Origin of the sequence: Chryseobacterium angstadtii (assembly GCF_001045465.1) — a bacterium.
Classification (GTDB): Bacteria; Bacteroidota; Bacteroidia; order Flavobacteriales; family Weeksellaceae; genus Chryseobacterium; species Chryseobacterium angstadtii.
Genome location: NZ_LFND01000001.1, coordinates 825,524 through 847,758, shown reverse-complemented (window position 1 = coordinate 847,758; position 22,235 = coordinate 825,524). Strand labels below are relative to the sequence as shown.

General features: G+C 37.7%; 26 protein-coding genes. 6 read left to right on the top strand and 20 right to left on the bottom strand.

Annotation, left to right across the window (positions count from 1 at the left end; genetic code table 11):
* Nucleotides 1-11: 11 nt before the first annotated feature.
* The 15 genes from ACM46_RS03755 to ACM46_RS03690 form a co-directional block, all read right to left on the bottom strand.
* Nucleotides 12-293 carry a hypothetical protein gene (locus ACM46_RS03755; protein ID WP_048505251.1) on the bottom strand — a complete coding sequence of 94 codons (282 nt, stop codon included), beginning with the start codon at nucleotides 291-293 and terminating at the stop codon, nucleotides 12-14.
* A 141-nt stretch (nucleotides 294-434) separates the two neighbouring features.
* The gene (locus tag ACM46_RS03750; RefSeq protein ID WP_048505250.1) at nucleotides 435-2,159 is read right to left on the bottom strand and encodes a M14 family metallopeptidase; all 1,725 of its coding nucleotides are present in this window, start codon (nucleotides 2,157-2,159) and stop codon (nucleotides 435-437) included.
* Between the two features lie 184 nt (nucleotides 2,160-2,343).
* Nucleotides 2,344-3,090, bottom strand: a complete 747-nt coding sequence (locus tag ACM46_RS03745) for a metallophosphoesterase family protein (RefSeq protein WP_048505249.1) — start codon at nucleotides 3,088-3,090, stop codon at nucleotides 2,344-2,346.
* Between the two features lies 1 nt (nucleotide 3,091).
* Nucleotides 3,092-3,634 carry an RNA 2'-phosphotransferase gene (locus ACM46_RS03740; RefSeq protein ID WP_048505595.1) on the bottom strand — a complete coding sequence of 181 codons (543 nt, stop codon included), beginning with the start codon at nucleotides 3,632-3,634 and terminating at the stop codon, nucleotides 3,092-3,094.
* 8 nt (nucleotides 3,635-3,642) lie between these two features.
* The gene (locus tag ACM46_RS03735; protein ID WP_048505248.1) at nucleotides 3,643-4,608 is read right to left on the bottom strand and encodes an ADP-ribosylglycohydrolase family protein; all 966 of its coding nucleotides are present in this window, start codon (nucleotides 4,606-4,608) and stop codon (nucleotides 3,643-3,645) included.
* Complete coding sequence (locus tag ACM46_RS03730) at nucleotides 4,608-5,294, bottom strand: SIR2 family NAD-dependent protein deacylase (RefSeq protein WP_048505247.1); 687 nt, start codon at nucleotides 5,292-5,294, stop codon at nucleotides 4,608-4,610. Before ACM46_RS03730 ends, ACM46_RS03735 begins: the two co-directional genes overlap by 1 nt.
* 44 nt (nucleotides 5,295-5,338) lie before the next feature.
* Complete coding sequence (locus ACM46_RS03725; RefSeq protein ID WP_173426464.1) at nucleotides 5,339-6,331, bottom strand: DUF2971 domain-containing protein; 993 nt, start codon at nucleotides 6,329-6,331, stop codon at nucleotides 5,339-5,341.
* 19 nt (nucleotides 6,332-6,350) lie between these two features.
* Nucleotides 6,351-7,493 (bottom strand): TIGR02452 family protein, encoded by a 1,143-nt coding sequence (locus tag ACM46_RS03720; RefSeq protein WP_241485963.1) that lies wholly within the window; start codon nucleotides 7,491-7,493, stop codon nucleotides 6,351-6,353.
* Between the two features lie 52 nt (nucleotides 7,494-7,545).
* Nucleotides 7,546-8,616 (bottom strand): adenylosuccinate synthetase, encoded by a 1,071-nt coding sequence (locus ACM46_RS03715; protein ID WP_048505245.1) that lies wholly within the window; start codon nucleotides 8,614-8,616, stop codon nucleotides 7,546-7,548.
* A 3-nt stretch (nucleotides 8,617-8,619) separates the two neighbouring features.
* Nucleotides 8,620-8,952 carry a hypothetical protein gene (locus ACM46_RS23610; protein WP_241485962.1) on the bottom strand — a complete coding sequence of 111 codons (333 nt, stop codon included), beginning with the start codon at nucleotides 8,950-8,952 and terminating at the stop codon, nucleotides 8,620-8,622.
* A gap of 126 nt (nucleotides 8,953-9,078) precedes the next feature.
* Nucleotides 9,079-9,474 carry a hypothetical protein gene (locus ACM46_RS23605; RefSeq protein WP_241485961.1) on the bottom strand — a complete coding sequence of 132 codons (396 nt, stop codon included), beginning with the start codon at nucleotides 9,472-9,474 and terminating at the stop codon, nucleotides 9,079-9,081.
* A gap of 2 nt (nucleotides 9,475-9,476) precedes the next feature.
* Nucleotides 9,477-9,812, bottom strand: coding sequence for a hypothetical protein (locus ACM46_RS03705; protein WP_048505244.1), 336 nt, complete (start codon nucleotides 9,810-9,812; stop codon nucleotides 9,477-9,479).
* Nucleotides 9,813-9,885: 73 nt separating this feature from the next.
* Nucleotides 9,886-10,314 carry a 2OG-Fe(II) oxygenase gene (locus ACM46_RS03700; RefSeq protein ID WP_241485960.1) on the bottom strand — a complete coding sequence of 143 codons (429 nt, stop codon included), beginning with the start codon at nucleotides 10,312-10,314 and terminating at the stop codon, nucleotides 9,886-9,888.
* Nucleotides 10,315-10,462: 148 nt separating this feature from the next.
* Complete coding sequence (locus ACM46_RS03695; RefSeq protein WP_048505242.1) at nucleotides 10,463-11,005, bottom strand: NADAR family protein; 543 nt, start codon at nucleotides 11,003-11,005, stop codon at nucleotides 10,463-10,465.
* A gap of 446 nt (nucleotides 11,006-11,451) precedes the next feature.
* Complete coding sequence (locus ACM46_RS03690) at nucleotides 11,452-12,129, bottom strand: NUDIX hydrolase (RefSeq protein WP_048505241.1); 678 nt, start codon at nucleotides 12,127-12,129, stop codon at nucleotides 11,452-11,454.
* Nucleotides 12,130-12,250: 121 nt separating this feature from the next.
* On the opposite strand from ACM46_RS03690, the gene ACM46_RS03685 reads away from it, so the two are divergent.
* The 3 genes from ACM46_RS03685 to ACM46_RS03675 all read left to right on the top strand — a co-directional run bounded on the left by ACM46_RS03685 (nucleotide 12,251) and on the right by ACM46_RS03675 (nucleotide 15,164).
* Entirely contained in the window at nucleotides 12,251-12,883 is a 633-nt protein-coding gene (locus ACM46_RS03685; RefSeq protein WP_048505240.1) for a DUF1579 domain-containing protein, read from the top strand.
* Between the two features lie 135 nt (nucleotides 12,884-13,018).
* Nucleotides 13,019-14,878 (top strand): transthyretin-like family protein, encoded by a 1,860-nt coding sequence (locus ACM46_RS03680; RefSeq protein WP_048505239.1) that lies wholly within the window; start codon nucleotides 13,019-13,021, stop codon nucleotides 14,876-14,878.
* Nucleotides 14,879-14,954: 76 nt separating this feature from the next.
* The gene (locus ACM46_RS03675; protein ID WP_048505238.1) at nucleotides 14,955-15,164 is read left to right on the top strand and encodes a hypothetical protein; all 210 of its coding nucleotides are present in this window, start codon (nucleotides 14,955-14,957) and stop codon (nucleotides 15,162-15,164) included.
* A gap of 40 nt (nucleotides 15,165-15,204) precedes the next feature.
* Here the strand turns inward: ACM46_RS03675 and lepA are convergent, their stop codons facing one another.
* The 5 genes from lepA to ACM46_RS03650 form a co-directional block, all read right to left on the bottom strand.
* Nucleotides 15,205-17,001 (bottom strand): translation elongation factor 4, encoded by a 1,797-nt coding sequence (lepA, locus tag ACM46_RS03670; protein WP_048505237.1) that lies wholly within the window; start codon nucleotides 16,999-17,001, stop codon nucleotides 15,205-15,207.
* A 70-nt stretch (nucleotides 17,002-17,071) separates the two neighbouring features.
* Entirely contained in the window at nucleotides 17,072-18,094 is a 1,023-nt protein-coding gene (locus ACM46_RS03665; protein WP_048505236.1) for a hypothetical protein, read from the bottom strand.
* Between the two features lie 101 nt (nucleotides 18,095-18,195).
* Entirely contained in the window at nucleotides 18,196-18,717 is a 522-nt protein-coding gene (locus tag ACM46_RS03660; protein WP_048505235.1) for a hypothetical protein, read from the bottom strand.
* Nucleotides 18,718-18,724: 7 nt separating this feature from the next.
* Nucleotides 18,725-19,258, bottom strand: a complete 534-nt coding sequence (locus ACM46_RS03655; protein ID WP_048505234.1) for a hypothetical protein — start codon at nucleotides 19,256-19,258, stop codon at nucleotides 18,725-18,727.
* Between the two features lie 17 nt (nucleotides 19,259-19,275).
* Nucleotides 19,276-19,827, bottom strand: coding sequence for an RNA polymerase sigma factor (locus ACM46_RS03650; RefSeq protein WP_048505233.1), 552 nt, complete (start codon nucleotides 19,825-19,827; stop codon nucleotides 19,276-19,278).
* 514 nt (nucleotides 19,828-20,341) lie between these two features.
* Between ACM46_RS03650 and ACM46_RS03645 the strand changes: the two genes are divergently transcribed.
* From ACM46_RS03645 to ACM46_RS03635, 3 genes are read left to right on the top strand one after another with little or no spacing between them, the layout of a single operon-like run.
* Nucleotides 20,342-21,091 (top strand): Rossmann-like and DUF2520 domain-containing protein, encoded by a 750-nt coding sequence (locus ACM46_RS03645; RefSeq protein WP_048505232.1) that lies wholly within the window; start codon nucleotides 20,342-20,344, stop codon nucleotides 21,089-21,091.
* Nucleotides 21,081-21,599 (top strand): KdsC family phosphatase, encoded by a 519-nt coding sequence (locus ACM46_RS03640; protein ID WP_048505231.1) that lies wholly within the window; start codon nucleotides 21,081-21,083, stop codon nucleotides 21,597-21,599. The genes ACM46_RS03645 and ACM46_RS03640 overlap by 11 nt, the downstream gene beginning before the upstream one ends.
* 9 nt (nucleotides 21,600-21,608) lie before the next feature.
* On the top strand, nucleotides 21,609-22,163 hold the full coding sequence (locus ACM46_RS03635; RefSeq protein WP_048505230.1) for a Maf family protein: 555 nt from the start codon (nucleotides 21,609-21,611) through the stop codon (nucleotides 22,161-22,163).
* Nucleotides 22,164-22,235 lie beyond the last annotated feature (72 nt).

The following is a 22,235-nucleotide window of genomic DNA, read 5'->3' as shown; positions in this document are numbered from 1 at the left end:
AAGTCCTAGAACTAGCCTCCATAACTTTTTATCTGAGACTGGATCTCTTTTACCTGGCTCTGAATATCTATTCCCGGCTTGAAAATCACGATTCCCCACGGAAACCAGTCTTTAATTTTCAGGGGTCTTACCAATCCTTTGAAGTCTCTGTGGGCTCCGAAAGCCTGGGTATTATCAATTTTTGACAATTCAGAAAGAACGACATTCTGAATTCCTTTGTCAATATTTTTCAACTGTTCGGCTGTAAGATCCACACCTTCCAGCGAAACGAAAAAATGCTTTTTAGTGGCCATAACTATCGTTTTTATTGGTTTTATAAAGCAAATTTCGGGAGACTGTGATCAAAAACATACAGGAAAAACACCTGAATGCGTAGGTGAAAAACCTATAAATTAAATGCTGATTATCATTAATTTAACGCCAATATTAACTATTTATAATATTCTGTAAACCGGGTATTGTCTGAAGGTTTTCTCTTCGAAGTAGGGCGAATTTCTGTAAATCCAGTCCAGCTGAGCTGTACCATCGTCTGCAAACTTTTTATCTGATGATTTTTTGGCTTCAAAAGCCTGTTTTAATTTCGGATCTGTTTTCAGTAATTCCGAAGCGGTATCTTCAAAAATATAGGCGGAATAATATTCTTTCTGAGCCAGAATTCCATCAAAGAAATTCCAGTTAAAAAAGGAGTCTAAAGCCTCAGGTTCAAGTGTTTCCATGATGTATTTTACACCAGGCTGATTTGTTGAAACCAAATAGTCTCCCACATAGAAAACCCGGCTTTTATTTACTGTTTCCACGCTTGTATCATAGTGCAGATAATGCCCTTCATAAGGGTTTTTTACTGTTTTAAAGTCTTTGATTTTATAAGATTCAACCGAGGCTGTGCTGTCTTTTTTAAGAGCAGTCATCCGGATCTTATTTCTTTTCAGCTCTTCAATGACACGATATTGAGACTGCGGAATTACATAGTATTTAGGAATGGTGATATAGCCTGTAGGCACCGCCGTTGTAAAGAGTTTTATCTTTTTGGTAAACGGTTTTTTCCTGTCGTAATACAATCTTGGTTTCCCTGAAATATCGCTTGGTTTATAGCTTCCTTCATATCCTTTGAAATCCATGGTAGAAAATTGAGCAGAATCTATTTTCCAACGGATTCCGTACTGTAATCCGGCTTTGTACTGTTTCAAATTGTCGAGACGAAGCTGTTTTACCTTTTTATACTCTTTATCCAGATTCTGAAGGTTCACCAGCATATATTTGTAAGTGGCATCTACCCTTTTGTCATAAGGTTTCAACATATGCGTTTCAGGAACGGTTCCCAAAGAGTTAAATAAAGAAGTATATCCTGTGGAATATCTCGGTGAATCTTCAAATGCTGCAAATCCTACCTCAGGAACATCTCCGTGTATATTGACATAAGGTGTACTCTCGTAGCCCAGTTTCTTCATCGCTTCAAGGTTTTTGGCCTGATAATCATTGTAAAAGTAAGCTCCCAATGTGTTTCCAAGACGTTCTTTAAAGGTAGAAATATAGGTAAAAGTATACTGATAATCAGCTCCGTTGCTCACATGATTGTCTATAAAAACATCCGGTTGCAGCCACTGATAAATTTCCTGGAAGCTTCTGGCATTTTTTGAATCTGCTTTAATAAAATCCCTGTTCAGATCATAGTTTCTGGCATTTCCTCTGAATCCATACTGTTCCGGCCCATTCTGATTGGCTCTGGAAAAAGAACCTCTGTTCAGCATTCCGCTAACGTTGTAAGCAGAAATAGCGGCAATGATAAAGTTTTGAGGTGCTTTAATTTTTCCCGCAGCAAGATCCCGCATCAGCATCATGGTGGCATCTATTCCATCCGGTTCTCCCGGGTGAATTCCATTGTTGACAAAAAGAACGGCTTTATCTTTTCTCAGTTTTTCAAGATCTTTTTCAGGAAAAGGGTTATAAATAACAACATAAATAGGTTTTCCGTTATCGTCTTCGCCTTTTTCCAGGTATTGAATCGTGTTGAAATTTTTAGCCAGATCCCGGTAATAGGCATTCATTTCTTCATAAGTAACCGTTTGGTTCTTATTTCCTTTTTCAAAAAGGGTCTGAAATGAATTTTGAGCCAAAAGCAATGAGGTGCTCAGAAAAATCAGGAGGTATTTCAGTTTCATTGAAGCAGTTTTTGAGCTTCAAAATTACTTAATCTGATTTGGGTGGGAAAGGGAAATTTTGGATTTATTGAGAGTTGTTTTGATATGTGGTTAAAACAAATTCCGGGTTTGGGTAAGTATAAAAAACCTTATAGGTTTTGGAAACCTATAAGGTGCTTGGGTTCTGGGTTTGTTTTCATTGGAGTTACTTTCTAAAAATATCGCTGTTTCTTCCTTTTTCATAAGGATATAATGCAGGAAGCGGATCGCTTTGCCAGAATTCTTTCGTGTTGATATCCATTACAGACAAACAACCTGTAAAAGCTGCGCCTGTATCCATATTCCAGACATTCGCTTTGTTGGCTGGATGTTCAATTCCTATATCCAGTGTTGGAGTATGTCCGATAAATATTTCACTGTACAAAAGCAGTCTTTTGGGATAAAGCTTTGAATCTTTCTTTAATTTTTTATCCATTGCTACTGCCGTTTCCCAAAGGGTTCTGTCCCATCGGTAATTGCTGGAATACACTTCTTTTTCAGGGCCGTGCATAGACGAATACCCCGCATGAATAAACAGGCGGTTTTCATCATCTACGTGGTAGCTTTTCATCCTTTGAAAAAATTCAAGGTGAAGATCCAGATCTTCCGGTGAATAGTCCTTATAACTTTCCACCGTACTTTTTCCGCCATTGGAGAGCCATATATCCGGACCTTGCCTCAAAGACAGCCAGTCTTCGCACCAGGTATCATGGTTTCCCTTGATGAAAATACATTGCTGCTTTTCGGAAACCTGCATCAGAAAACTGATGACCTGAGAAGATTCGCTCCATCCGTCTACATAATCTCCGAGGAAAATAAGCTGATCATCTTCTGTGACTGCTGCTCTTTCAAAAATCTGTTGTAAGCCTTTTAAGCCTCCGTGAATATCTCCTATTACTAATGTTCTGCCCATCTTATTTTGAAATATATTTGGCATCCACAAAATCTGTCAGCCAAACCTGGTTGGCCGAAAGATAGAAATGGATTCCGTCTTCATGCATCTCCTTTGTTCTGATGGTTAGAATAACCGGTTTTCCGTGACGCATCCCCACTTTTGTAGCCGTTTCTTTGTCTGCGCTCAGATGAACGTGCTGCCGGGTTCTTTTTTCAATTCCGTTTTGCAGAATCGAAGACCTATTGGACTCTGCTGTTCCGTGATACAGGAAATCAGGAGGCTGTGCAGCTTTCAGGGCCAGATCTATATCAATGGAATGCCCCTGGCTGGCTCTGATCCTGGTTTTATCTTCATTGAAAGCGAATCGTTTTTTATTATTGGTTTCCACCACTTCTTCCAGCTCTTCAAAACTGAAGTACATTCTTCCTTTTTCAGATTTTGTAATCAGTTCATTCACTTCTGCCCATCCGTTTTCATCCAGGTTGAGCTGGATGATATCGGGTTGATGTCTCAGAATAAGGCTTAGAAATTTGCTTATTCTTTTGTTTTGTATTTCGTTCATGATTTTTTTTATTTCATTAATTTTTTCTGAAGCTTTTCGCATAAAGCCTCAATATCCTTGTTCCTTACCAACTCCGAGATCCATTCTTCCGGAATATTTTCAAATCCGTAATAAATCCCAGCAATTCCTCCTGTAATGGCTCCTGTGGTGTCTGTATCTTCTCCTAAATTCACGGCTTTCAACACTGCTTCAGCATAGGTTTCAGAGTTGAGAAAGCACCAGAGAGAGGCTTCTAAACTGTGGAGGACGTAGCCGGAGGAACTTATTTCATCTTCCTGTAAAGTATACAATGGTGCCATATCATATTCTCCTACTTTTAATTCTAGAATTCGATGGAATTTATCCATTTCATTTTGAGAGCAGACTGGATTATGATCCAAAAAATGTCTAACTTTTTCCTGCATTATTCTGTACGCTTTCCATTTTTCCTTTCCTTTCAGAATTTCTAAAGCCAGTTCCAAATAAATAAAGCAGGCCAAAGCAGAGCGGATATGTCCATGTGTGACAGAGGAAACCTCTTTTGTTATGTCAAATCTTTTCTCAATAGGAAGATCTTTAATATAAAATAGCAACGGAATGATTCTCATTAAAGACCCGTTTCCATTATCAAACTCAGAACTTCCACCACATAAAGCAGGAGATACACCTTTGCCAATTCTATAAATGGCTTGCGAAGTTGCAATGCCAATGTCAAAAACCCTTCCATGAGGTGTCCAAATCTCCGCATTATACCATTGAAGGAACTTCAGAGCCATATCTTCCAAATTATATCCGTTGCAAAGACTATCTGCGAGACATAAAGTTAGAGAACCGTCGTCACTCCATGTTCCTGCGGGCTGATGGTGAGTTCCCAAGCCTCTCATTTTAGTAACTGGTGAACGTTTTAACTGCTCTCTGCTTCTGAATTCTACCGGAACTCCCAGCGCATCACCGATGCACACTCCAAAAATTCCAGCTTTGACCTTATTTTCCATCAAGCAAGATTGACTAATTTATCAAACAGCAGCTTCATTCCCCTGGTTGCCGATTCTTTCATCACCACGGCTCTTTGCCCGTATCCGAATCCTGTTTCGTTGGGATTGATCACCACAAGTAAGCAATCATCTTTGATCTCATGAATAAGCCCTGCCGCAGGATATACCTGCAAAGATGTTCCGATCACCACGAGAATATCTGCTTCTTTTACCTTCTCCTGCGCTTTTTGGTAAAGCGGAACATCTTCTCCAAACCATACGATAAATGGTCTTAGCTGTGCTCCGTCTTCTGCTTTATCTCCGATTTTAATGTCTCCTTTTTCTTCATAAACCAGGTTTTTATTGTTGCATGAGCAAGACTTGAACAGTTCTCCGTGAATATGAAGAATATTGGTCGATCCGGCTCTTTCATGCAGATCGTCTATATTTTGAGTAATAATCTGAACATCAAAATGTTTTTCCAGTTCTGCTACCAAATGATGGGCTTCATTAGGTTCCACTTCGTGAAGCTGTCTTCTTCTCTGGTTGTAAAATTCCAGCACCAATCCTCTGTCTTTTCGCCATCCTTCAGGGCTGGCAACGTCTGTTATATTATGATTTTCCCAGAGACCATCTCCGTCTCTGAATGTTTTTATTCCGCTTTCGGCACTGATTCCGGCGCCGCTTAGTATGATTAGTTTTTTCATTTGTTTTCTAATATTTTATGATATTTAGAATCCTTGTAAGGATTCTAAATAATTTCTAGTTCATTATTACTTAAATATGTAATTAAAGAATCAGCAAGTTTAATATGTTGTTCATCATTTTTTGGAAAAACATCTAAAAGATCTTTAATCTCTTTATTATTATAAATGTATAGGGTGTTTTCTTTAATAGAATATTTTTCTCTGAATGCTTGAATAAATTCGAAAAGCTTATCATTTTCTTTACTTTCCATTTTTAAATAAACGTCAAAAATCTCTTCAAATCGGTTTTCTCGATATCTAAGTATTTCAAAATCAAACTTAGTTAAATCATAATTTAATTTTCTTTTAGTTTCATTAATGAGTTTGAAATCCAATTTAAAATTAGATGGAAATACTTCATAAAATTTTACGTCCATATCTTTGAAGAGTCCATAAAAAGATTCTTTAATTGTTTCTGGAGTTTTAATTCCAAAATAAATCCCAGTAATTGCAGATGAATGAAATTTTTTCATTCCATACTTATCAAAAATCAATCTTATTTCTTCTTCATGCTTCCAAGTTGATTTTTTAGTGGCAAACATCTTTTTAATAAACCCATCTTGTAAGTTTGTAAGATCATCAATCCCTAAAGTTGGAATGTTATCCTTATAATCAATTTCAAATTTATATTGAAAATCAAAATTTTGCCCCTTATCAATTAATTTATCTAAATCATACTCTATACAATATCCTGAATAAGAACCTGCATAATAAGCCCATAATTGCTCATTCAAAAAATCAGTGCTTAAGCAATAAACTCCAATTTCTTCCTTGAAATTTAAAATTTCTTTAAACTGAGTTTCAAAATTATCCAATTCTTTTATAGGAAATGACACCCTTAAAATCTCAATTAATTGGGTTATCTCTTCATTAAAATAAATGTCAAATGGATCATTTAACATACTATAATTGGATGAATAGAAAGAATTGTCTTCAATCATTTTAAAATCTCTTTCAAAGACATCCTTTTCAATAGATCTATATTTATACACTTTCATAATCTCTTGAAATTTATTTTTATTTAATTGTTTCAAACAGTTTCAGCATCTCTTCATTTTTAGTCAAGACTGCAAAAACCACTCTTTTAAATTGATTCTTATACTTTCCTTGCAGATGTTTTTTAAACAATTCTACAATTTCTTTGGGGTCATTTCTAAAGACTCCGCATCCCCAAGCTCCTAAAATTAATGTTTCATTATCTTTATTCAGAGCAAGGGCGAACATTTTATCCATCCGAACATCCATCGCATCATATATTTCACCTGCTCTATCTGGTTCCTGCCGCTTGACAACTCCTGCATTTACGGCCGGAGAAGTAATGAAATTACAAAAAACAGGTTTCAATAATAGTTCTCCTTTATCTTTTCTGAAAACAGGAACCTTCGGGCTGTAAATCATCATGTCCGTATAGAAACAGGATTCCATATCTCTATGAGTTTTATAATAATCCCAAGCCTGAAGCTGGGTTTCGTAAAGGGCTGAAGTTCTTGCCAGACTTTCTTCCTGAGCCTCGGCACCATTAATAAATCCTCCTCCCGGATTTTTGGCTGATGCGAAATTCAGACACATGATTTTGTCCTGATTCTCTTCTTCAGCCAGCTTTAAAATTGCTTTTAACGAACTGAAATTCCATACTTCAAACTGAGTCTCAAAATTGGTTTCCGGAAGTTTATTTTCCAACATTTCATTCAGCTTTTCAGATGAATACAAAACCGTTTCTTTCTTACAGATTTCCAGTTCTTTTTCTATTGTTATTTTTTCGTTTTCTTCGTTTATATAATATTTTTTGGCTAAGATCTCTAAGGTATCTTTTGCCATTCCTTTATTTGTCATGGTTAATTTTTTAATATTTAACATCAAGCTTTCCAGTTCTTCCGATGGAACCCACAATTCGTTATGATCTCTTGCGCCTACATTCTGGGCAGGATACAAATTCACTACGTCATCTTGAACCTCAAATTTTGTGACGAATCCAAGATAATTACCTGCTTCATCTCTCGTGTTCCATTTCTCTGCAATTTCTGAAGCATAATTTTCGTTCAAAACCGGATAAAAAATGGGCTGCCAATCAAGTCTTGGAGGAAACTTTTTATATCCGTTTTCCAGAATCAGAATCATTTCTTTTTCTCCTACCGGTCGGTATAATGTTTTTGTTTTCATCTTATTTATTTTTCCGGCCTTATTCCATCTCTAAATATAAGCCATTATTGGTTTAAAAAATCAGCTTAAAGTCTTTTGAAAACGGAGAATAGGATCCGTAGACTTTATCAAATTTTATTTTTACATTTTCTATTTTAAATTGTTCATCCCACTGATCAAGGCAGGTAATAACCAGATTTTTTCGGGAGGCTTCTCCATAAGCTCCATCTAAAACAAGGGCATAATTCAGCAGATCATAATCCAGCTCTCCAAAACGGAGTTCTTTCTGGTATTCATTAAAAATACAGGTTTCCTCTTCATTATTTTTCAGCATCAATTCCTTTTCACTGCTCATCCAGCCGCTTCCATGACGGGTTGAGTAATTTCTGGTCACATAATACATTTCAATATCCTCAATGTTCAGCTGCTTACAGATTTCATAGGCATTTTTTGAGGTGGTATTGGCGTAGGTCACATTTGGAAATACGCCGTGATCCATATCTAGAAGAATTCCCTGGCTGCCTTCAAAAATGAGGTTTTCAAATGAATTCAGATATTCATAATTGTCTATTTTCCAATCGATCTGATCCACTGCATCCAAAAAATCGCTCAACATTTCCTTCAATTGGTCTTCATCCGTAAAACCATAGTAATAAGAAATTCCTTTCAGTTTTTCGATCAGCATTCCTCTTGGAGCTATTAAATCGGCTGCAAATAGTTTGTACGGGCTTTCATGTCTTTTCATTGTGGCTCCTACTCCTTTTCCACAGGTTCCGTGCTCCAGATTCTTCCGATTGGTTCTGTTTTGCCAGACATCAAACGGAGTGGTGACTTTAGCCAGAGGGTGAATATGAAGTTCGGTATTTCCGTTTTTCGCCATTAATTCCTTCTTTTCATTGATTAAAAATACAGGATGAATGGTACAGTGTTCCGAAAAATAAGACGGTAACCCTCGCAGTGATCCACTCGCAAAACTGGAATGAATGTGCTTTTTACCTTCCATCATTACCGTATGGGCAGCCTGCTGGCCGCCTGAAAATCTGATCACCACAGAGTCCGGGTTTTGCTGTGCAAGAAAATCCGTAGTGATTCCCTTTCCTTCATCACCAAAACCCAGACCTATGACTATTTGTGCCTTTTTCATGACTTAAAACATTTGAATATGATCCAATCCCCCTCCCTCTGCTGATTTGAAAGTTTCATTTTTAAATCTATTGCAGATCACATTTTTAATAACATTCGGAATTTCTCTGTGGTCCTTTATGGATAAACAGTTTTCTCCTAAAAGTTCTACCCAGCCCATATTGGCTCTCAAAGCCTGATCTGAATGCAAAACGTTGATGTGATAGACTTCATATCTCTTTTTCACCTCATCCAGCAAATCAAAATGGGTATACGTTTGCTGTCCTGATCCCATAATTTCCCTGATTGCGGATGCGGGAAGATTTCTCAGACAGGGTTCATCCCCTACCGTAAACAAAATTCCTTTCTGGTTTCTTTTCTCGAAAGCATCCGTTCTGGTATGAAAAGCGGCAAAATACCACGCCAGAAGATAACTTTCTCCGGCATTTCCACCGCCGCCGGATTCTATATAAGTACGGGTAAGCTACATATCCAACTCTTCGTCTCCTGATTCAAACTGACCGACCTGCAGAGGATAACCGTCACATTCATGATCTCCGATTCCCAAAAATAAAAGAGCCGGATCCGGAACGCCTCCCTGGATAATTCCTCCCATTAATTTAGGGAGTCCTTCTTTAATAAGTTCGTGCGGGATATGTCCCATGCTGCCAGTCACATCCAGTCCTAAGATAATAGGAACAGAATTCGGGTGTACGGAAGAATCTCTTGACTCTCTGAAAGAAATTCCTTTCGGATTCATAGATTCATGAGCTCTTCTTTCTGCATTCTGGGTGAAAATTTCACCTGCGGATTTGTGTCCGTAACCTGCTTTTCTTGCTCTGTCGAAACGAGCATCCATGTCGTATCTTGTACTTCCCATAATTAAAATGTTTTACCGAATAAATACTCGAATCTCTTGACTGCGACTTCCAACTGAATATTTAAATTTCGGATGGTTAATGAATATTCTATATCTTTCTGCACAAACGCTTCCGGTTGAAAATCCGCAAATGTGAGGCTGTTTCTGTCTAAAGGACTGATATCGATGAGCCCTTCCTGCTCTCTTTCCAGTCTTTTTATTTTCAGTTCAATATCTTCAACCCTGCGCCTGTAAATCAGTTCTGAATCTGCACCAATGGTGCGTGCGCGGTCTTCTCTGATCTGGTCATTGTTTCTCTGCAATGACTTGATGAATCTCGGTTTTAGTTCGTCTTCCATCTTTTTTATAATTTTGTGTTATTTTTACGCTAATTAAAAAGGGCATAACAATGCTTATCCTCTACAGGTTTTTTTATGGGTTGGAATACATCACATCCGTTCTCAAAACATATTTAAATCCGCTGACCAGTACTTTCCCTTCATGTCTCAAAGGATGATAAAAAACCAAAGCAGATCCTTTCTTCGGGGCTACTGTGAATAAGCCTTCAAATTCTGTTTCTCCTCCTTCAAAATCGTCATTCAGATAAATCAGAAAGGTGTAGAAACTCTTTTCATTTTCATTGCGGATATAGCTTCCGTCTCTATGCATTTTGAACCGCTGTCCGGGAGCATATTTGTACACTCTGAACATTTCATTAAAGTTCAGAAGCCTGTGGTTTTCATGTTTTTCCGGAAGAAATTCTTTCGCTTTACTGAAAAGCTCATCGGCAAGGGCATTATCAAAAACCATCAGTCTGTCATTATTCCGGATTCCTTTGCTCATCAGCTGGCGTCCGTGCATTGTGATTTTGGCTTCTTCAAATTCTTTTCCTTCTGCTATTTCAATATATTCATCGCAGGCAGCTGCGCTTAAAAAATCTTCAATCAGGAATATCTGTGGGTGAAGTTCTGTTTTTTCGATGATTTTATTTTGTGTTTTGGTTGTGTTTTTACCCTCTTAATTCGTCTCTTACTTCCATCAAAGCAAATCCCAAGAGATTTTCACCGTCCCAGAGTGACGGATCATGAGCTCTTGTATCTGTTTCCAACATTCCAATTCCCCAGATTTTGTCGTAAGGACTGGCCTCAATTAATATTTTATCACCTGTTGACAAAAGGAATGCTCTATATTCTGGATTCTGGGAAAACTTCAGGAAATTGGCTTTTTTTACAATCTCAAATTTATGTTCGTCCCAAAGTTTCGGATCAAAGCTTTTTACTTTTCTGCCTAAGCTTTTAGCTTGATTAGGCGTTTCAGATTTTAAAACTTCCTGTAAAATTTCCTGATCATTAAACAGTTTTGCCTTACCCGCCATCATGTAATGTTCAGCTGTTTTATAAAGGGTTCCATTTTCTTCAAACTGAATGGGAAACCATTGGCTAAAGCAAGATTTGCTGATCTCATCTTTTACGGTATGTCCCCAGAAGAATAGAAATTCAAGGTGATCTTTATTCTGAAATCTTTCAATAATATTTTGTAATGTGTAATTCATGATTGCGTTATTCTTACACAAATGTAGAACAATATTGCTTTTCATCCAAAATTTATTTGTGTTATTTTTACGCTAAATATTTAACTTATTGATTTACAATGATAAAATTTAAATACTTTGAAGAATATTTGAAACATGAATGTCACCAATATTTTCACAAATAGCACAAATACGAATTAAACTAAAGTTTTAGTTAAATATAAAATGAGGTGTTTTCTTTTAATGATATCGGGAAATTAGAAGAGAGGTTTCTGAAACTATCTTGCTAAGTTCCGGAATCCATGTCAAGGTTTAAAACCTTGACATGGATAACAGCGTATTTTCAATATTTCTATTCTGGTTAAGAAATATCCAGCTTACAACCCGAGCTCAGGTTCGCTTAATTTATTAATGAAAAATAGAGATTTAAACTTTGGATTCAGATACGAGAATATCTGGCAAAGGAGCTATTTAATTTCGAAATAAAAGCCTTCTTTTTCCAGCTCCTCATATTTTTCCTGGTTGAATGTAAATAGTTTTCCGGGTCTTCCGCTGCCTTCTTTCTTCACGTTATCGGTTTCATTGAGCAAACCGTAGCTCATGATTTTTTTACGGAAATTTCTGCGGTCAATTTCACGTCCCACAATAGTTCTGTAAAGATTCTCAAGGTCTGAAAAAGGAAATTCTTCATTCAGAAGATTAAAGCCGATGGGCTGGTACTGAATTTTAGTACGAAGTCTTTTTAACGCAATATCAATGATGCTTTTATGATCAAAAGCCAATGCAGGAAGTTTATTCACACTGAACCACTGTGCATCTTCTGCATCAGAATCGGCAAAGAGTTCATGATAAGAAGGGTTCACCAGGCCCAAATAAGCCACAGAAACCACTCTGTTCCGGGGATCCCGGCCTACGTTACCAAAAGTATAGAGTTGTTCTAAAAAATCGGGTTTTATGCCAGCTTCTTCATAAAGTTCTCTTTTAACCGCATCATCCAAATTTTCATCATCCAAAACAAGACCTCCGGGAAGTGCCCAGCCTCCTTTAAAGGGTTCAATCTTTCTTTTGATCAAAAGAAGCTGAAGATCCTGTTTATCAAAGTATCCGAAAATGACTGCGTCTACCGCAACTTTTATAGCCTGCATAATTAATTTGCGTTATGAATACACAAAGGTACGCTTTATAATTGATATCAAGAAAACTATTGAACGCATGATAAAATTAATTACCTTTATTTCACAATAACCATCTTAAAATTAAATAATTATGAAAAATCTATTGTTATTATTTTCAATTGCTTTTCTTTTAACAGCCTGTGAAAAAGGAAAGACCGCCAGTGAAAAAGAATCAGCGAAAACGGATTCCGCTACCTGGAAACCTGTAGACTCTGCTACAGCTATGAAGGCCTGGATAGAATATGCCACTCCGGGAGATTATCAAAAAAGGCTTACCAGATATGACGGAAACTGGATCGGAACTTCCACGATGTGGATGGAAGCCGGAGGAAAACCTGTCACCAGCCAGTCTGAATGCACCAACAAAATGATCTTTGGAGGACGATACCAGCAAAGTACTTATAAAGGAGACTTTATGGGAATGCCTTTTGAGGGAATGAGTCTTATGGGCTATGACAATGCCAAGAAAAAATTTGTAAGCACCTGGATAGATAATATGGGAACGGGTATTATGCATGCGGAAGGTGAGTGGAATGCTGTGAAAAAATCTATTGAATTTAAAGGTACAATGACAGATCCGGCCAGACCCGGAGAGGAATGCAGTTTCAGGGAAATTTATACTTTCACGGATGATAATAACCATATTATGGAAATGTATGGCCAGGACTCCAAAACCGGGAAAGAATATAAGACTATGGAAATAAAATTCACCAGAAAGAAGTAAAAAACAGGAAAATCTCTGCCGTGAAACCGTGATTTTCCTTGCAGATTTTGTGACAGATCTCATCAACTTTGGTCTATTAAAAGGAAGAAGCCGAAAACCTTAAAAGAGTAGGCAAAAATCTAATTCACCAAAGCCATGAGTCACACTATCAAAGGAAATCTTGCAGGCTATTTATGCGGCAGAGATTGTTCAGAATACCTTAGTCAGGTAAAAGTACGTATTTACCTTCCTCTAGCGGATGCTAATACAGCAGCTGTATCTTCTGCAGAGATTAAGGAAACTTTCAGAGAAGTTACCGAAGAAGAAATCAAATCTAAACAGGACAGACTTCTTGCAGAAGCAGAAACAGATATGGAAGGGAATTTTTTCATTAAAATTGATGAGAGATATTCCCGTTCTGCATTAGAAATAGACTTTTATTGTGGATCCGTTCCACGACCTCCGTTTCCTCCTAAAAAAGGAAAAGAGAGACAGTTTCATATCACAACATTCGTTCCTCAATGGAAAACATCTGAAAATCAGGAAAACTGGATTGCCAATTTCTCTTATGCGATTCCTGATAAATGGTGGTGTCTGATTAAGGGACGTTATTTTGATGTATGGACCATTTGCGGCGTATTGACAGATTGCAAAACAGGAAAGTCTCTTGAAGGAATTTCGGTTATTGCAATGGATGCCGATTTTATTACCGATGATGAATTGGGCAGAAATACCACAGACAGCAACGGACATTTTAAAATTTATTATACTTCTGTTGAATTCAAGAAAACATTCCTATCACCTATCATTAACGTAGAAACAGACGTTGCGCTTCCGTTTGCAAGCGGCCCTGATGTTTATTTCCAGCTGGAATATGGCGGACAACGGTTTGCCCTGGAAACAAAAGCGGACCGACGCAATAACGTAGGCTACTGTTTATGCGTAAAACTATGTTCGAAGGAACTTATTCCGGTAGAGCCTTCTATTCCGCCTTCATTCACTCATTTTGGCCTTACCCAGCATATTCCGATTCAAGCGGGTATTAATTCGGCAACCGGGAAAACTTTAGGGAATTATGCTTTTTTCTCTTCGGTGAATCTTGTAGGTACCATCAGTAAAAAGATCAATGCTCAGCCTATGGAATATCTTTTTGAGTATCAGGAAGTAGCCAATCCCGGAGATGCCTTAAATCCTTCCGGATGGAGCCCTATTGTTCCGAATATGATTGATAAAACAGTGATCGGTTATTTATGGTCATTTACAGGCGATCCTTCTAACCCGATTGCTTATGAACCTTACTTCATTAATGGAACAGGGACAGAGAAAACAGTGACGTTTAGCGGAAACTGGATACAGGTGCCACAGGATTCTAATTTTGCCCCTCATGTAGATGCAGAAATATTGAAATTAAATACCGAAAAGCTTACAGGAGTCACTTCAATAGATATGGCAATGCCTACTTCAGGCATTGGAAATGCGACGGTTTCTGCGGCAAGACCACATACGCCAAACAGGTATTTTGCCATTCGCATGCTGCAAAGACAAGCCGGAGGTTCTGCCACCGTATCGGGTACTTCTAAGCCTATCGCTATTTACAATGTTTTATATCAAAATGTTAACAAATACGGAAGCTGGGCTCATACAACAGTTGACAACCAATACATTGCCCTGTCTGTGGATCTTCAGGAAATTGTTTCCGGCAGCAGCGGATGCAGTAAAATAACAACGGACCTACACATCAAATACGGGGCAAGAAATGAAAACCTCGGCAGTGTAAGCCTTTCTATTGTAGGACCTCACAAACCCGGACAAAGTTTTGGATTTGATCCTATCGTTCTTATGCCGGCTCCGGAAACATTCGGGTCTACTCAGCTTGTATTTACGCCTCCTACAGATACGGTAGCCGATTTACTGGCTTGTGCCTATACTGTTTCTATTTCAGCTACAGCATTGCTGACTACCGGGGACAGTAATCTTGGCTCATACTATGATTTTGTATCCTTCTGTAAGGTTTAAAGAATAGTTTAAACGCAATAACAGGTAAATGCCGAAAACCTTAAAAAGTAGGCACAAAAAACTAATTCATACCATCATGAAAACATTATTAAAAGCCTTTATCGTGGTCATTATTATCATTGGAGGAGTCTTGATCATCGTAGTGGGGAAAAAGCCTTTCCCGGAACCTGAATGTCTCGTATGCGGCATCAATCTTATCAGAATATTAGGCATTGCTGAAGTGATCCTGGGCCTCGGAGCTCTGGTGATTCAGGCGAATCTGACTGAGAAACAGCGAACTTTCTGAAAAATAAAAGACCGGTAAAAAAATTACCGGTCTTTTTATATTAATCGTTTAGTTTTAATACAGCCATGAATGCAGACTGAGGGACTTCTACCCTTCCGATCTGTTTCATTTTCTTCTTCCCTTCTTTCTGCTTTTCAAGAAGTTTACGCTTTCTGGAGATATCTCCTCCGTAACATTTTGCGGTAACATCTTTTCTTAAAGCCTTGATGGTTTCTCTGGCAATTACTTTGGTTCCTAAAGCGGCCTGAACAGCAATGTCAAACTGTTGTCTCGGGATCAGCTCACGAAGTTTTTCACACATCTTTTTACCGATGTAGTAAGCATTACTGTCGTGGATCAGTGAAGAAAGGGCATCTACCATATCTCCGTTGATCAGGATGTCCATTTTTACAAGCTTGGAAGATCTGAATCCGATAGGATGATAATCGAAAGACGCATATCCTTTGGAGATAGATTTCAAACGGTCATAGAAATCGAAAACAACTTCTGCCAGTGGCATATTGAATACTAATTCAACTCTTTCGGAGGTCAGGTAGCTCTGGTTAACAATTTCTCCTCTCTTTTCAATACATAGGGTCATTACAGCCCCTACGAAATCGGATTTCGTAATAATGGAAGCTTTGATGAACGGTTCCTCCACTCTGTCCATAATGGAAGGATCCATCATTTCAGAAGGGTTATTGATCAGAATCGGAGTTTCAGGATCTTTTTTGGAATATCCAAAGTAAGAAACGTTCGGTACCGTAGTGATCACATTCATGTTAAATTCTCTGTCCAAACGTTCCTGAACGATTTCCATGTGAAGCATTCCTAAGAATCCGCAACGGAAACCAAATCCTAAAGCGGCAGAACTTTCCGGTTCGAAAACAAGGGAAGCGTCATTCAGTCTCAGTTTTTCCAGAGAGAATCTCAATTCTTCAAAATCTTCAGAATCGATAGGATAAATACCTGCGAAAACCATTGGTTTTACTTCTTCAAAACCGTCAATAGGTCCGGCAGCCGGTTTTTCAAAAGAAGTGATGGTATCTCCAACTTTTACTTCTCTTGCGTCTTTAATTCCGGAAACCAGATATCCTACATCTCCGCATCCGATGGTTTTTTTCGGAACCTGCTTCAGTTTCAGTGTCCCTACTTCATCTGCTCCGTATTCTTTTCCGGTTGCAAAGAACTTAATCTTTTCATTTTTGGTGATGCTTCCGTTGACTACCTTGAAGTACGCTTCAATTCCTCTGAAAGGATTGTAAACAGAGTCAAAAACCAAAGCCTGAAGCGGTGCATCAGGATCTCCCACCGGAGCAGGAATTCTTTCAACAATCTTTTCCAAAAGATCATGAACCCCTTCACCTGTTTTTCCTGAAACTCTTAAAACATCTTCGTAATCACAACCGATAAGATTCATGATCTCATCTGTAACTTCTTCAGGATTGGCAGACGGAAGGTCTATTTTATTAAGAATCGGAATAATGGTTAAATCATTTTCCAATGCAAGATACAGGTTACTGATGGTCTGTGCCTGAATACTCTGTGCAGCATCTACAATAAGAAGCGCTCCTTCACAGGCAGCAATGGAACGGGAAACTTCATAAGAGAAGTCTACGTGTCCCGGGGTATCAATCAGGTTTAAGATATATTTTTCTCCTTTATACTCATAATCCATCTGGATGGCGTGAGATTTAATGGTAATCCCACGTTCTTTCTCCAAATCCATATCATCCAGGGTCTGAGACTGCAGCTCTCTTTGAGTAACTGTATTGGTATACTCCAAAAGACGGTCTGCTAAAGTACTTTTACCGTGGTCAATATGAGCAATTATGCAAAAATTTCGTATGTTTTTCATTTAAGAACGTTGTAATTTGCAAAGATAAAAAAAAGCGAGAAATTATCCCTGTTTATTTTCTGTGCGGAATTTATTTTTCAAAGATATAAGCTCCTGTTAAAGAATCTAAATAAACCTTTGAAGATGTTGTTGTTTTCACTCCGGTAATAATTGCTGTATGAGATGTTCCAGGATCAATTACGCTCCCCGCAAGTGCTCCTACAACGCCTCCTGCAAGTGCACCCACCATCATGCCTCCAGTCATTTTTTGGATTGAAAGCTGTGCCCTGGATGAAATAATATAAAAACCCTTATTCCCTTTTGACATTTCTACAAACCCTCTTGGTATAGCTATGTAGGCTTTTCCAGAATCTACGTAGCAGAAAACTTCACTAAGCGGTACTGAAAAATCATTAAATTTTACGCTTACCAGTTTCCCTTTTTTATTTTTAACAATAGAATGGCCTGCTTCCGGCTTCTGGTTATAGAAATTTTTAAAGCTTTTATAGACCCCGTCCTGCAATATTACTTCATTAAAAGCTTTATAATTTTTATTGAGAAAAGGACTGTAATTATTAAGCTCATTTTCAGGAATCATAATCCCGGAAACAGGATTGGAATAGGACGTTTTAATAAACTGCGCTAAAATTGCAGATATCTGACTGGCCAGAAATCTTGCTGCTTTATCAGAACTTTTGAGATCGGAAACAATGACATTTTCAAAGCGGTTGATAAAATAATATTTATCATTTCTCTTCAGGAAACTCGATATTTTAATCTTGGCTTTTCCAAACGCTTCTTTTTGTCCCGGATCTTGTTCCTGATAGATCTTTAGCTCTTCCAAAATTAAAGTAATGTCGTTATTTCCCTTTACTTTATTGTCTTCTGAGAACCAATTTTCGAAGAGGTCCCTTAAATTTCCATCTGAAAATTTTATTTCCGTAGTCTCTCCCTTATAATCAAGTAAACCTATATACTTATCAGGTCGGTTGTCCGTAAAAGTAAGTGATCTTGTGAGTTCTCTTTTATCTTTGATATTTTGATCCAGCTCAATAAGTTCTACTTTCTGAGCGGATAATAAAACTGAACATATTAAAAAAAACAGTATTCTCACCCTAAATTGTATTTCCCGCAAAACTAAGGATTCTTTTAAAACCAAACGGCTCTCACAAACAAATGTCTGTAAGAGCCGTCCAACATTAAAAAAATAAACTATTATGGGTTCTGTTTGGGTCTTGTCGTATTATTATTTCCGCCATGAGGTTTTCTTTCATTCATTTTATCTCTCATCATCCCTTCGCTCTGGAATAGTTTTAATACTTTCTGACAAGGAATTATAAGCTGCATTTTATCAGCATATTTCTTTCGGTTATCCAGCAGCCTCTGCCCTACCTCAAAACTTTGCTGCAGTTTTGCTTTGGCTTCTTCATCCGACAATGTTTCCGGATTGAAATTAGGGTCAAACTGGCTTTTTATCTGTTTCTGATTCTCAAGGTATTCGTTGTAGAGCTGTGTAAACTCTGTTTTATCACTGGCATCAATATCAAGATTTTCCATCACCATATTATTTCTGAACTTCTTGAGAAGCTCTTTTCTTTCTTCCGGAGAAAGATTGTTTATTACCTCTTTTCTTTGCTTAGGATCCATTTTTTTCCAGTCGTATTCTGAAGTCTGGGCATTTTGTGCATTCAGACCAAAACCGTAAATAATAAGAAGTGCAAATAATATTTTCTTCATCTTTCTTTTAATTATATAAATCTAAATAAATGTCCTGGGTTGAATTGCTTGCCAGCTCTGAAATTTCAGAATTGGAGAATGAGTCCAGATATTCATTCATTTTAATTTCCTCTTTTTTGGTGGCTTTTTTTACAGGCTGTGGTGCTGTAACATTTTCCTCCTTGTTTTCAGGGATGTAAGACACTGTTTTACTTCCCTGGTTACTAGTTATTTGATTGTTATTTTCAACAGAAGTTAAATCCGCCTCCAATGTTTCATAGGCACGTTCGCTTTCTGTTTTTGCCTCCGTTTTATTGGCGGCGTATGCTTTTGGATTCAACACATCTTTGGCCGGATCGTTGTCAGAATTAAAAACATATGTTGCTCCGAATATCAAAGCCAGTGATGCCGCAGCAGCATACATCCAGTTGAGTTTAAAAACCGGGGCTTTTTTATTCGCTTTCACTTCGTTCATTACGTTGTTCTGGATATTTTGGAACAAATCATCCGGAACTTTGTAAATATTCTTGCGTTCTAGTTTTTCTATGTCGAACTCTTTCATCTTTGTTTTGTAAAAAATTATCTTTCGTAATTTTCTTTAATAAATTCTTCTATTTTTTGTTTGGCATAATGATAATTGGTTTTTAAAGTTCCTACGGACATATCTACAATTTTTGATATCTCTTCGTAGGGTAAATCATCATAATACCGCATCATAAATACCAGTTTCTGCTTTTCGGGCAGGCTTTGTATGGCATTCTGGAGCAGCAGCTGTATTTCTTCTGCATCTCCTTCTGTATTGTCCGCCACCAGATTCTGCATATAATACTCAGGATCTTCATCCGTTTTCTGCATTTTCTTCATCTTGTTTACCTGCTGTAATGCTTCGTTGGTAGCAATCCTGTAAAGCCAGGTATACAGCTGGCTGTCATTTTTGAACTGGTGAAAATTCTGATAGGCTTTAATAAAAGTCTCCTGCAGCGTGTCCTGAGCAATGTCTCCGTCTACAATAATTCTTCTGATGTGCCAGTACAATCTGCTTTGATAAGCATCCATCAAGGCACGGACTCCTTTTTCCTGGGTCCGTGGATTCTGCATCAACGAAATAATTTCCGCGTCCTTAATCTTCATAAGATGCTTACACTGTTTTGGATTACAAAAATAGCCGAAAGTTAAATTACTTATTCAATTTTCAGTCCAAATATTTAAAATAATCTGAGTTCGGGTTAAGAAAATTAAGATTGAGGTCGTGAAAGTTACGGGATGCGGGTTACGGGTTTGAGCGTATTATGAGGGATAAGTTTCAAGGGTAAAAGGAATTTGGGTAAGAGATAAAATTTTTACCGTGCAAATCTTCATCTTACTAATGTTTCGTTTTGAGGAAGGCAAAGACTGTGGTTGTATCACTGATAAAACAATCTTTATACAACATTCGCTTAATCGAATTAATTTCTTTGCGTGAAAAAAAACTTATCTACTCTCCAAGCTTTGAAATTGATCCGGTAGTATACTGATGTAAAAGGCCGTTCCTGATTTGAACCACAAGACCCGCAATCCGAAAAGTTCTGAACATTAGGCAGCAGAGATTGATGATAAACTTACAGAGCTCTGCATTCATCTTCCTTTAAAATCTTATCTTTGTTAGATGCAAACTGTAATTATAGGCTCCGGAAACGTGGCCTACCATATGGCAAAAGCTTTCCGTCTCAATGGCATTCCGTTAACTCAGATTTTTGGAAGAAACGGAGTTGAACTGAAGAAGATTTCGGAAGAAACGGGTGTACCTTATTCTACGGAACATCTTGAGGATGCAGATCTGTACATTATCTGTGTAAACGACAATTCAGTAGAAAGTGTTTCTAAAATGATCACTAAAGAAAACTGTCTGGTTGCCCATACTTCAGGATCCTTACCTAAAGAAACTCTGACCGGACCTTACAGAAAATCAAGTTTTTATCCTTTACAAACCTTTTCAAAATCAAAAGAACTGGATTATAAGAAAATTCCGTTTTTTATTGAAACTGAAAATAATGAAGACCAACAGCTTCTTTTCGATCTGGCTTCAAAAATTTCAGAAAATGTAATGGAAAGTAACCACGAAAAGAGAAAATACATTCATCTTACGGCTGTTTTTGCCTGCAATTTTGTCAATCATCTCTTCGCAAGAGCCAAAGAGGTTTCCGATTCGCAGGAAATTCCGTTTGATTATTTTCTGCCTCTTATTGATGAAACGGTTCAGAAAATTCATGAAGTAGATCCTAAGGCAGCCCAAACCGGACCTGCAGTAAGAAATGATGTCCGGGTACTGGAATTACATGAGCAGTTATTAAAAGACGAAAGTCTTGAAATTTATAAAACAATGAATCATTCTATTCAGAAAATGTATGAGTTATAAAGAGAAATTAAAAGATATTAAAGCATTTGTATTTGATGTAGACGGAGTTTTTACCGATGGAAGCGTTTATCTGATGCCGGGAGGAAATATGTGCAGGGTAATGAATGTTCTGGATGGCTATGCAGTGGTTAAGGCCTTAAAAAACAATTATCTGATTGGTGTTATTACCGGTGGAAACGATGAAATGGTCAAGCACAGAATCAATTATTTGGGGATTAATGATTATTATCCGAAATCGCACGACAAATTAGCTGATTTTGAAGATTTTAAAAAGAAATACAACCTTAAAAACGAAGAGATTCTCACGATGGGAGACGATCTTCCGGATATCCACATTATGGAGGAATCTGCCATTGCCGCATGCCCTGAAAATGCAGTTCCGGAAGTGAAAGGAGTATCCGATTATATTTCTGCCAAAAGGGGAGGAAGCGGTGCTGTACGCGATGTCATAGAGCAGGTAATGAAGGTTCAGGGGAACTGGCATGACGATAATACCCAATCTGTATAAAATCAGTTTATGAAATTACTTTTAGCATCCCAGTCACCCAGAAGAAAAGAACTGCTTTCAAGCTTAGGCTTCGATTTTGAGGTCGTGAAAATAGACTGTGAAGAAATTCTTCCGGAGGACATCAAAATAGGAGAGTCCGCAGCGTATTTATCAGAATTAAAAGCTTCTGCATTCAGAAATCTGACAGGGGATGAAGTCTTATTAACAGCGGATACGGTAGTTGCTGCAGAAGGACAGATCCTCGGAAAACCGAAAGACGAAAAGGAAGCCGGGCAAATGCTGCGTATGCTTTCCGGGAAAATACATCAGGTCTATACGGGAATTACCATCAAATCCGTTGATAAAATGTTGACCGAAACAGATGTTGCCGATGTAGAATTCGATGAAATCTCAGACCGTGAGATAGATTATTACGTTCAGAATTACAAACCTTTCGATAAAGCGGGGAGCTATGGTATCCAGGAATGGCTGGGAATGGCAAAAATCCGGAAAATGAACGGAAGCTTTTATACCATCATGGGGCTTCCTACCCATTTGGTTTACAAAATTCTAAATGAAATATAAATATTATTCATTATAAAATTTTATTATTTTTACAAAATCATCAACTTCTGATAATAAAAAGCAGATAAGATA

Bases quoted from the DNA above. Each gene is read 5' to 3' on its own strand.
- ACM46_RS03680 (WP_048505239.1), top strand. From the start codon at position 13,019: ATGAGTCACACTATCAAAGGAAATCTTGCAGGCTATTTATGCGGCAGA.
- ACM46_RS03750 (WP_048505250.1), bottom strand. From the start codon at position 2,159: ATGAAACTGAAATACCTCCTGATTTTTCTGAGCACCTCATTGCTTTTG.
- ACM46_RS03715 (WP_048505245.1), bottom strand. From the start codon at position 8,616: ATGAAAAAGGCACAAATAGTCATAGGTCTGGGTTTTGGTGATGAAGGA.
- ACM46_RS03660 (WP_048505235.1), bottom strand. From the start codon at position 18,717: ATGAAGAAAATATTATTTGCACTTCTTATTATTTACGGTTTTGGTCTG.
- ACM46_RS03685 (WP_048505240.1), top strand. From the start codon at position 12,251: ATGAAAAATCTATTGTTATTATTTTCAATTGCTTTTCTTTTAACAGCC.
- ACM46_RS03730 (WP_048505247.1), bottom strand. From the start codon at position 5,294: ATGAAAAAACTAATCATACTAAGCGGCGCCGGAATCAGTGCCGAAAGC.
- ACM46_RS03700 (WP_241485960.1), bottom strand. From the start codon at position 10,314: ATGCACGGACGCCAGCTGATGAGCAAAGGAATCCGGAATAATGACAGA.
- ACM46_RS23605 (WP_241485961.1), bottom strand. From the start codon at position 9,474: ATGGGAAGTACAAGATACGACATGGATGCTCGTTTCGACAGAGCAAGA.
- ACM46_RS03675 (WP_048505238.1), top strand. From the start codon at position 14,955: ATGAAAACATTATTAAAAGCCTTTATCGTGGTCATTATTATCATTGGA.
- ACM46_RS03705 (WP_048505244.1), bottom strand. From the start codon at position 9,812: ATGGAAGACGAACTAAAACCGAGATTCATCAAGTCATTGCAGAGAAAC.
- lepA (WP_048505237.1), bottom strand. From the start codon at position 17,001: ATGAAAAACATACGAAATTTTTGCATAATTGCTCATATTGACCACGGT.
- ACM46_RS03655 (WP_048505234.1), bottom strand. From the start codon at position 19,258: ATGAAAGAGTTCGACATAGAAAAACTAGAACGCAAGAATATTTACAAA.
- ACM46_RS03645 (WP_048505232.1), top strand. From the start codon at position 20,342: ATGCAAACTGTAATTATAGGCTCCGGAAACGTGGCCTACCATATGGCA.
- ACM46_RS03735 (WP_048505248.1), bottom strand. From the start codon at position 4,608: ATGGAAAATAAGGTCAAAGCTGGAATTTTTGGAGTGTGCATCGGTGAT.
- ACM46_RS03755 (WP_048505251.1), bottom strand. From the start codon at position 293: ATGGCCACTAAAAAGCATTTTTTCGTTTCGCTGGAAGGTGTGGATCTT.
- ACM46_RS03745 (WP_048505249.1), bottom strand. From the start codon at position 3,090: ATGGGCAGAACATTAGTAATAGGAGATATTCACGGAGGCTTAAAAGGC.
- ACM46_RS03725 (WP_173426464.1), bottom strand. From the start codon at position 6,331: ATGAAAGTGTATAAATATAGATCTATTGAAAAGGATGTCTTTGAAAGA.
- ACM46_RS03690 (WP_048505241.1), bottom strand. From the start codon at position 12,129: ATGCAGGCTATAAAAGTTGCGGTAGACGCAGTCATTTTCGGATACTTT.
- ACM46_RS03695 (WP_048505242.1), bottom strand. From the start codon at position 11,005: ATGAATTACACATTACAAAATATTATTGAAAGATTTCAGAATAAAGAT.
- ACM46_RS03635 (WP_048505230.1), top strand. From the start codon at position 21,609: ATGAAATTACTTTTAGCATCCCAGTCACCCAGAAGAAAAGAACTGCTT.
- ACM46_RS03640 (WP_048505231.1), top strand. From the start codon at position 21,081: ATGAGTTATAAAGAGAAATTAAAAGATATTAAAGCATTTGTATTTGAT.
- ACM46_RS03740 (WP_048505595.1), bottom strand. From the start codon at position 3,634: ATGAACGAAATACAAAACAAAAGAATAAGCAAATTTCTAAGCCTTATT.
- ACM46_RS03720 (WP_241485963.1), bottom strand. From the start codon at position 7,493: ATGAAAACAAAAACATTATACCGACCGGTAGGAGAAAAAGAAATGATT.
- ACM46_RS03650 (WP_048505233.1), bottom strand. From the start codon at position 19,827: ATGAAGATTAAGGACGCGGAAATTATTTCGTTGATGCAGAATCCACGG.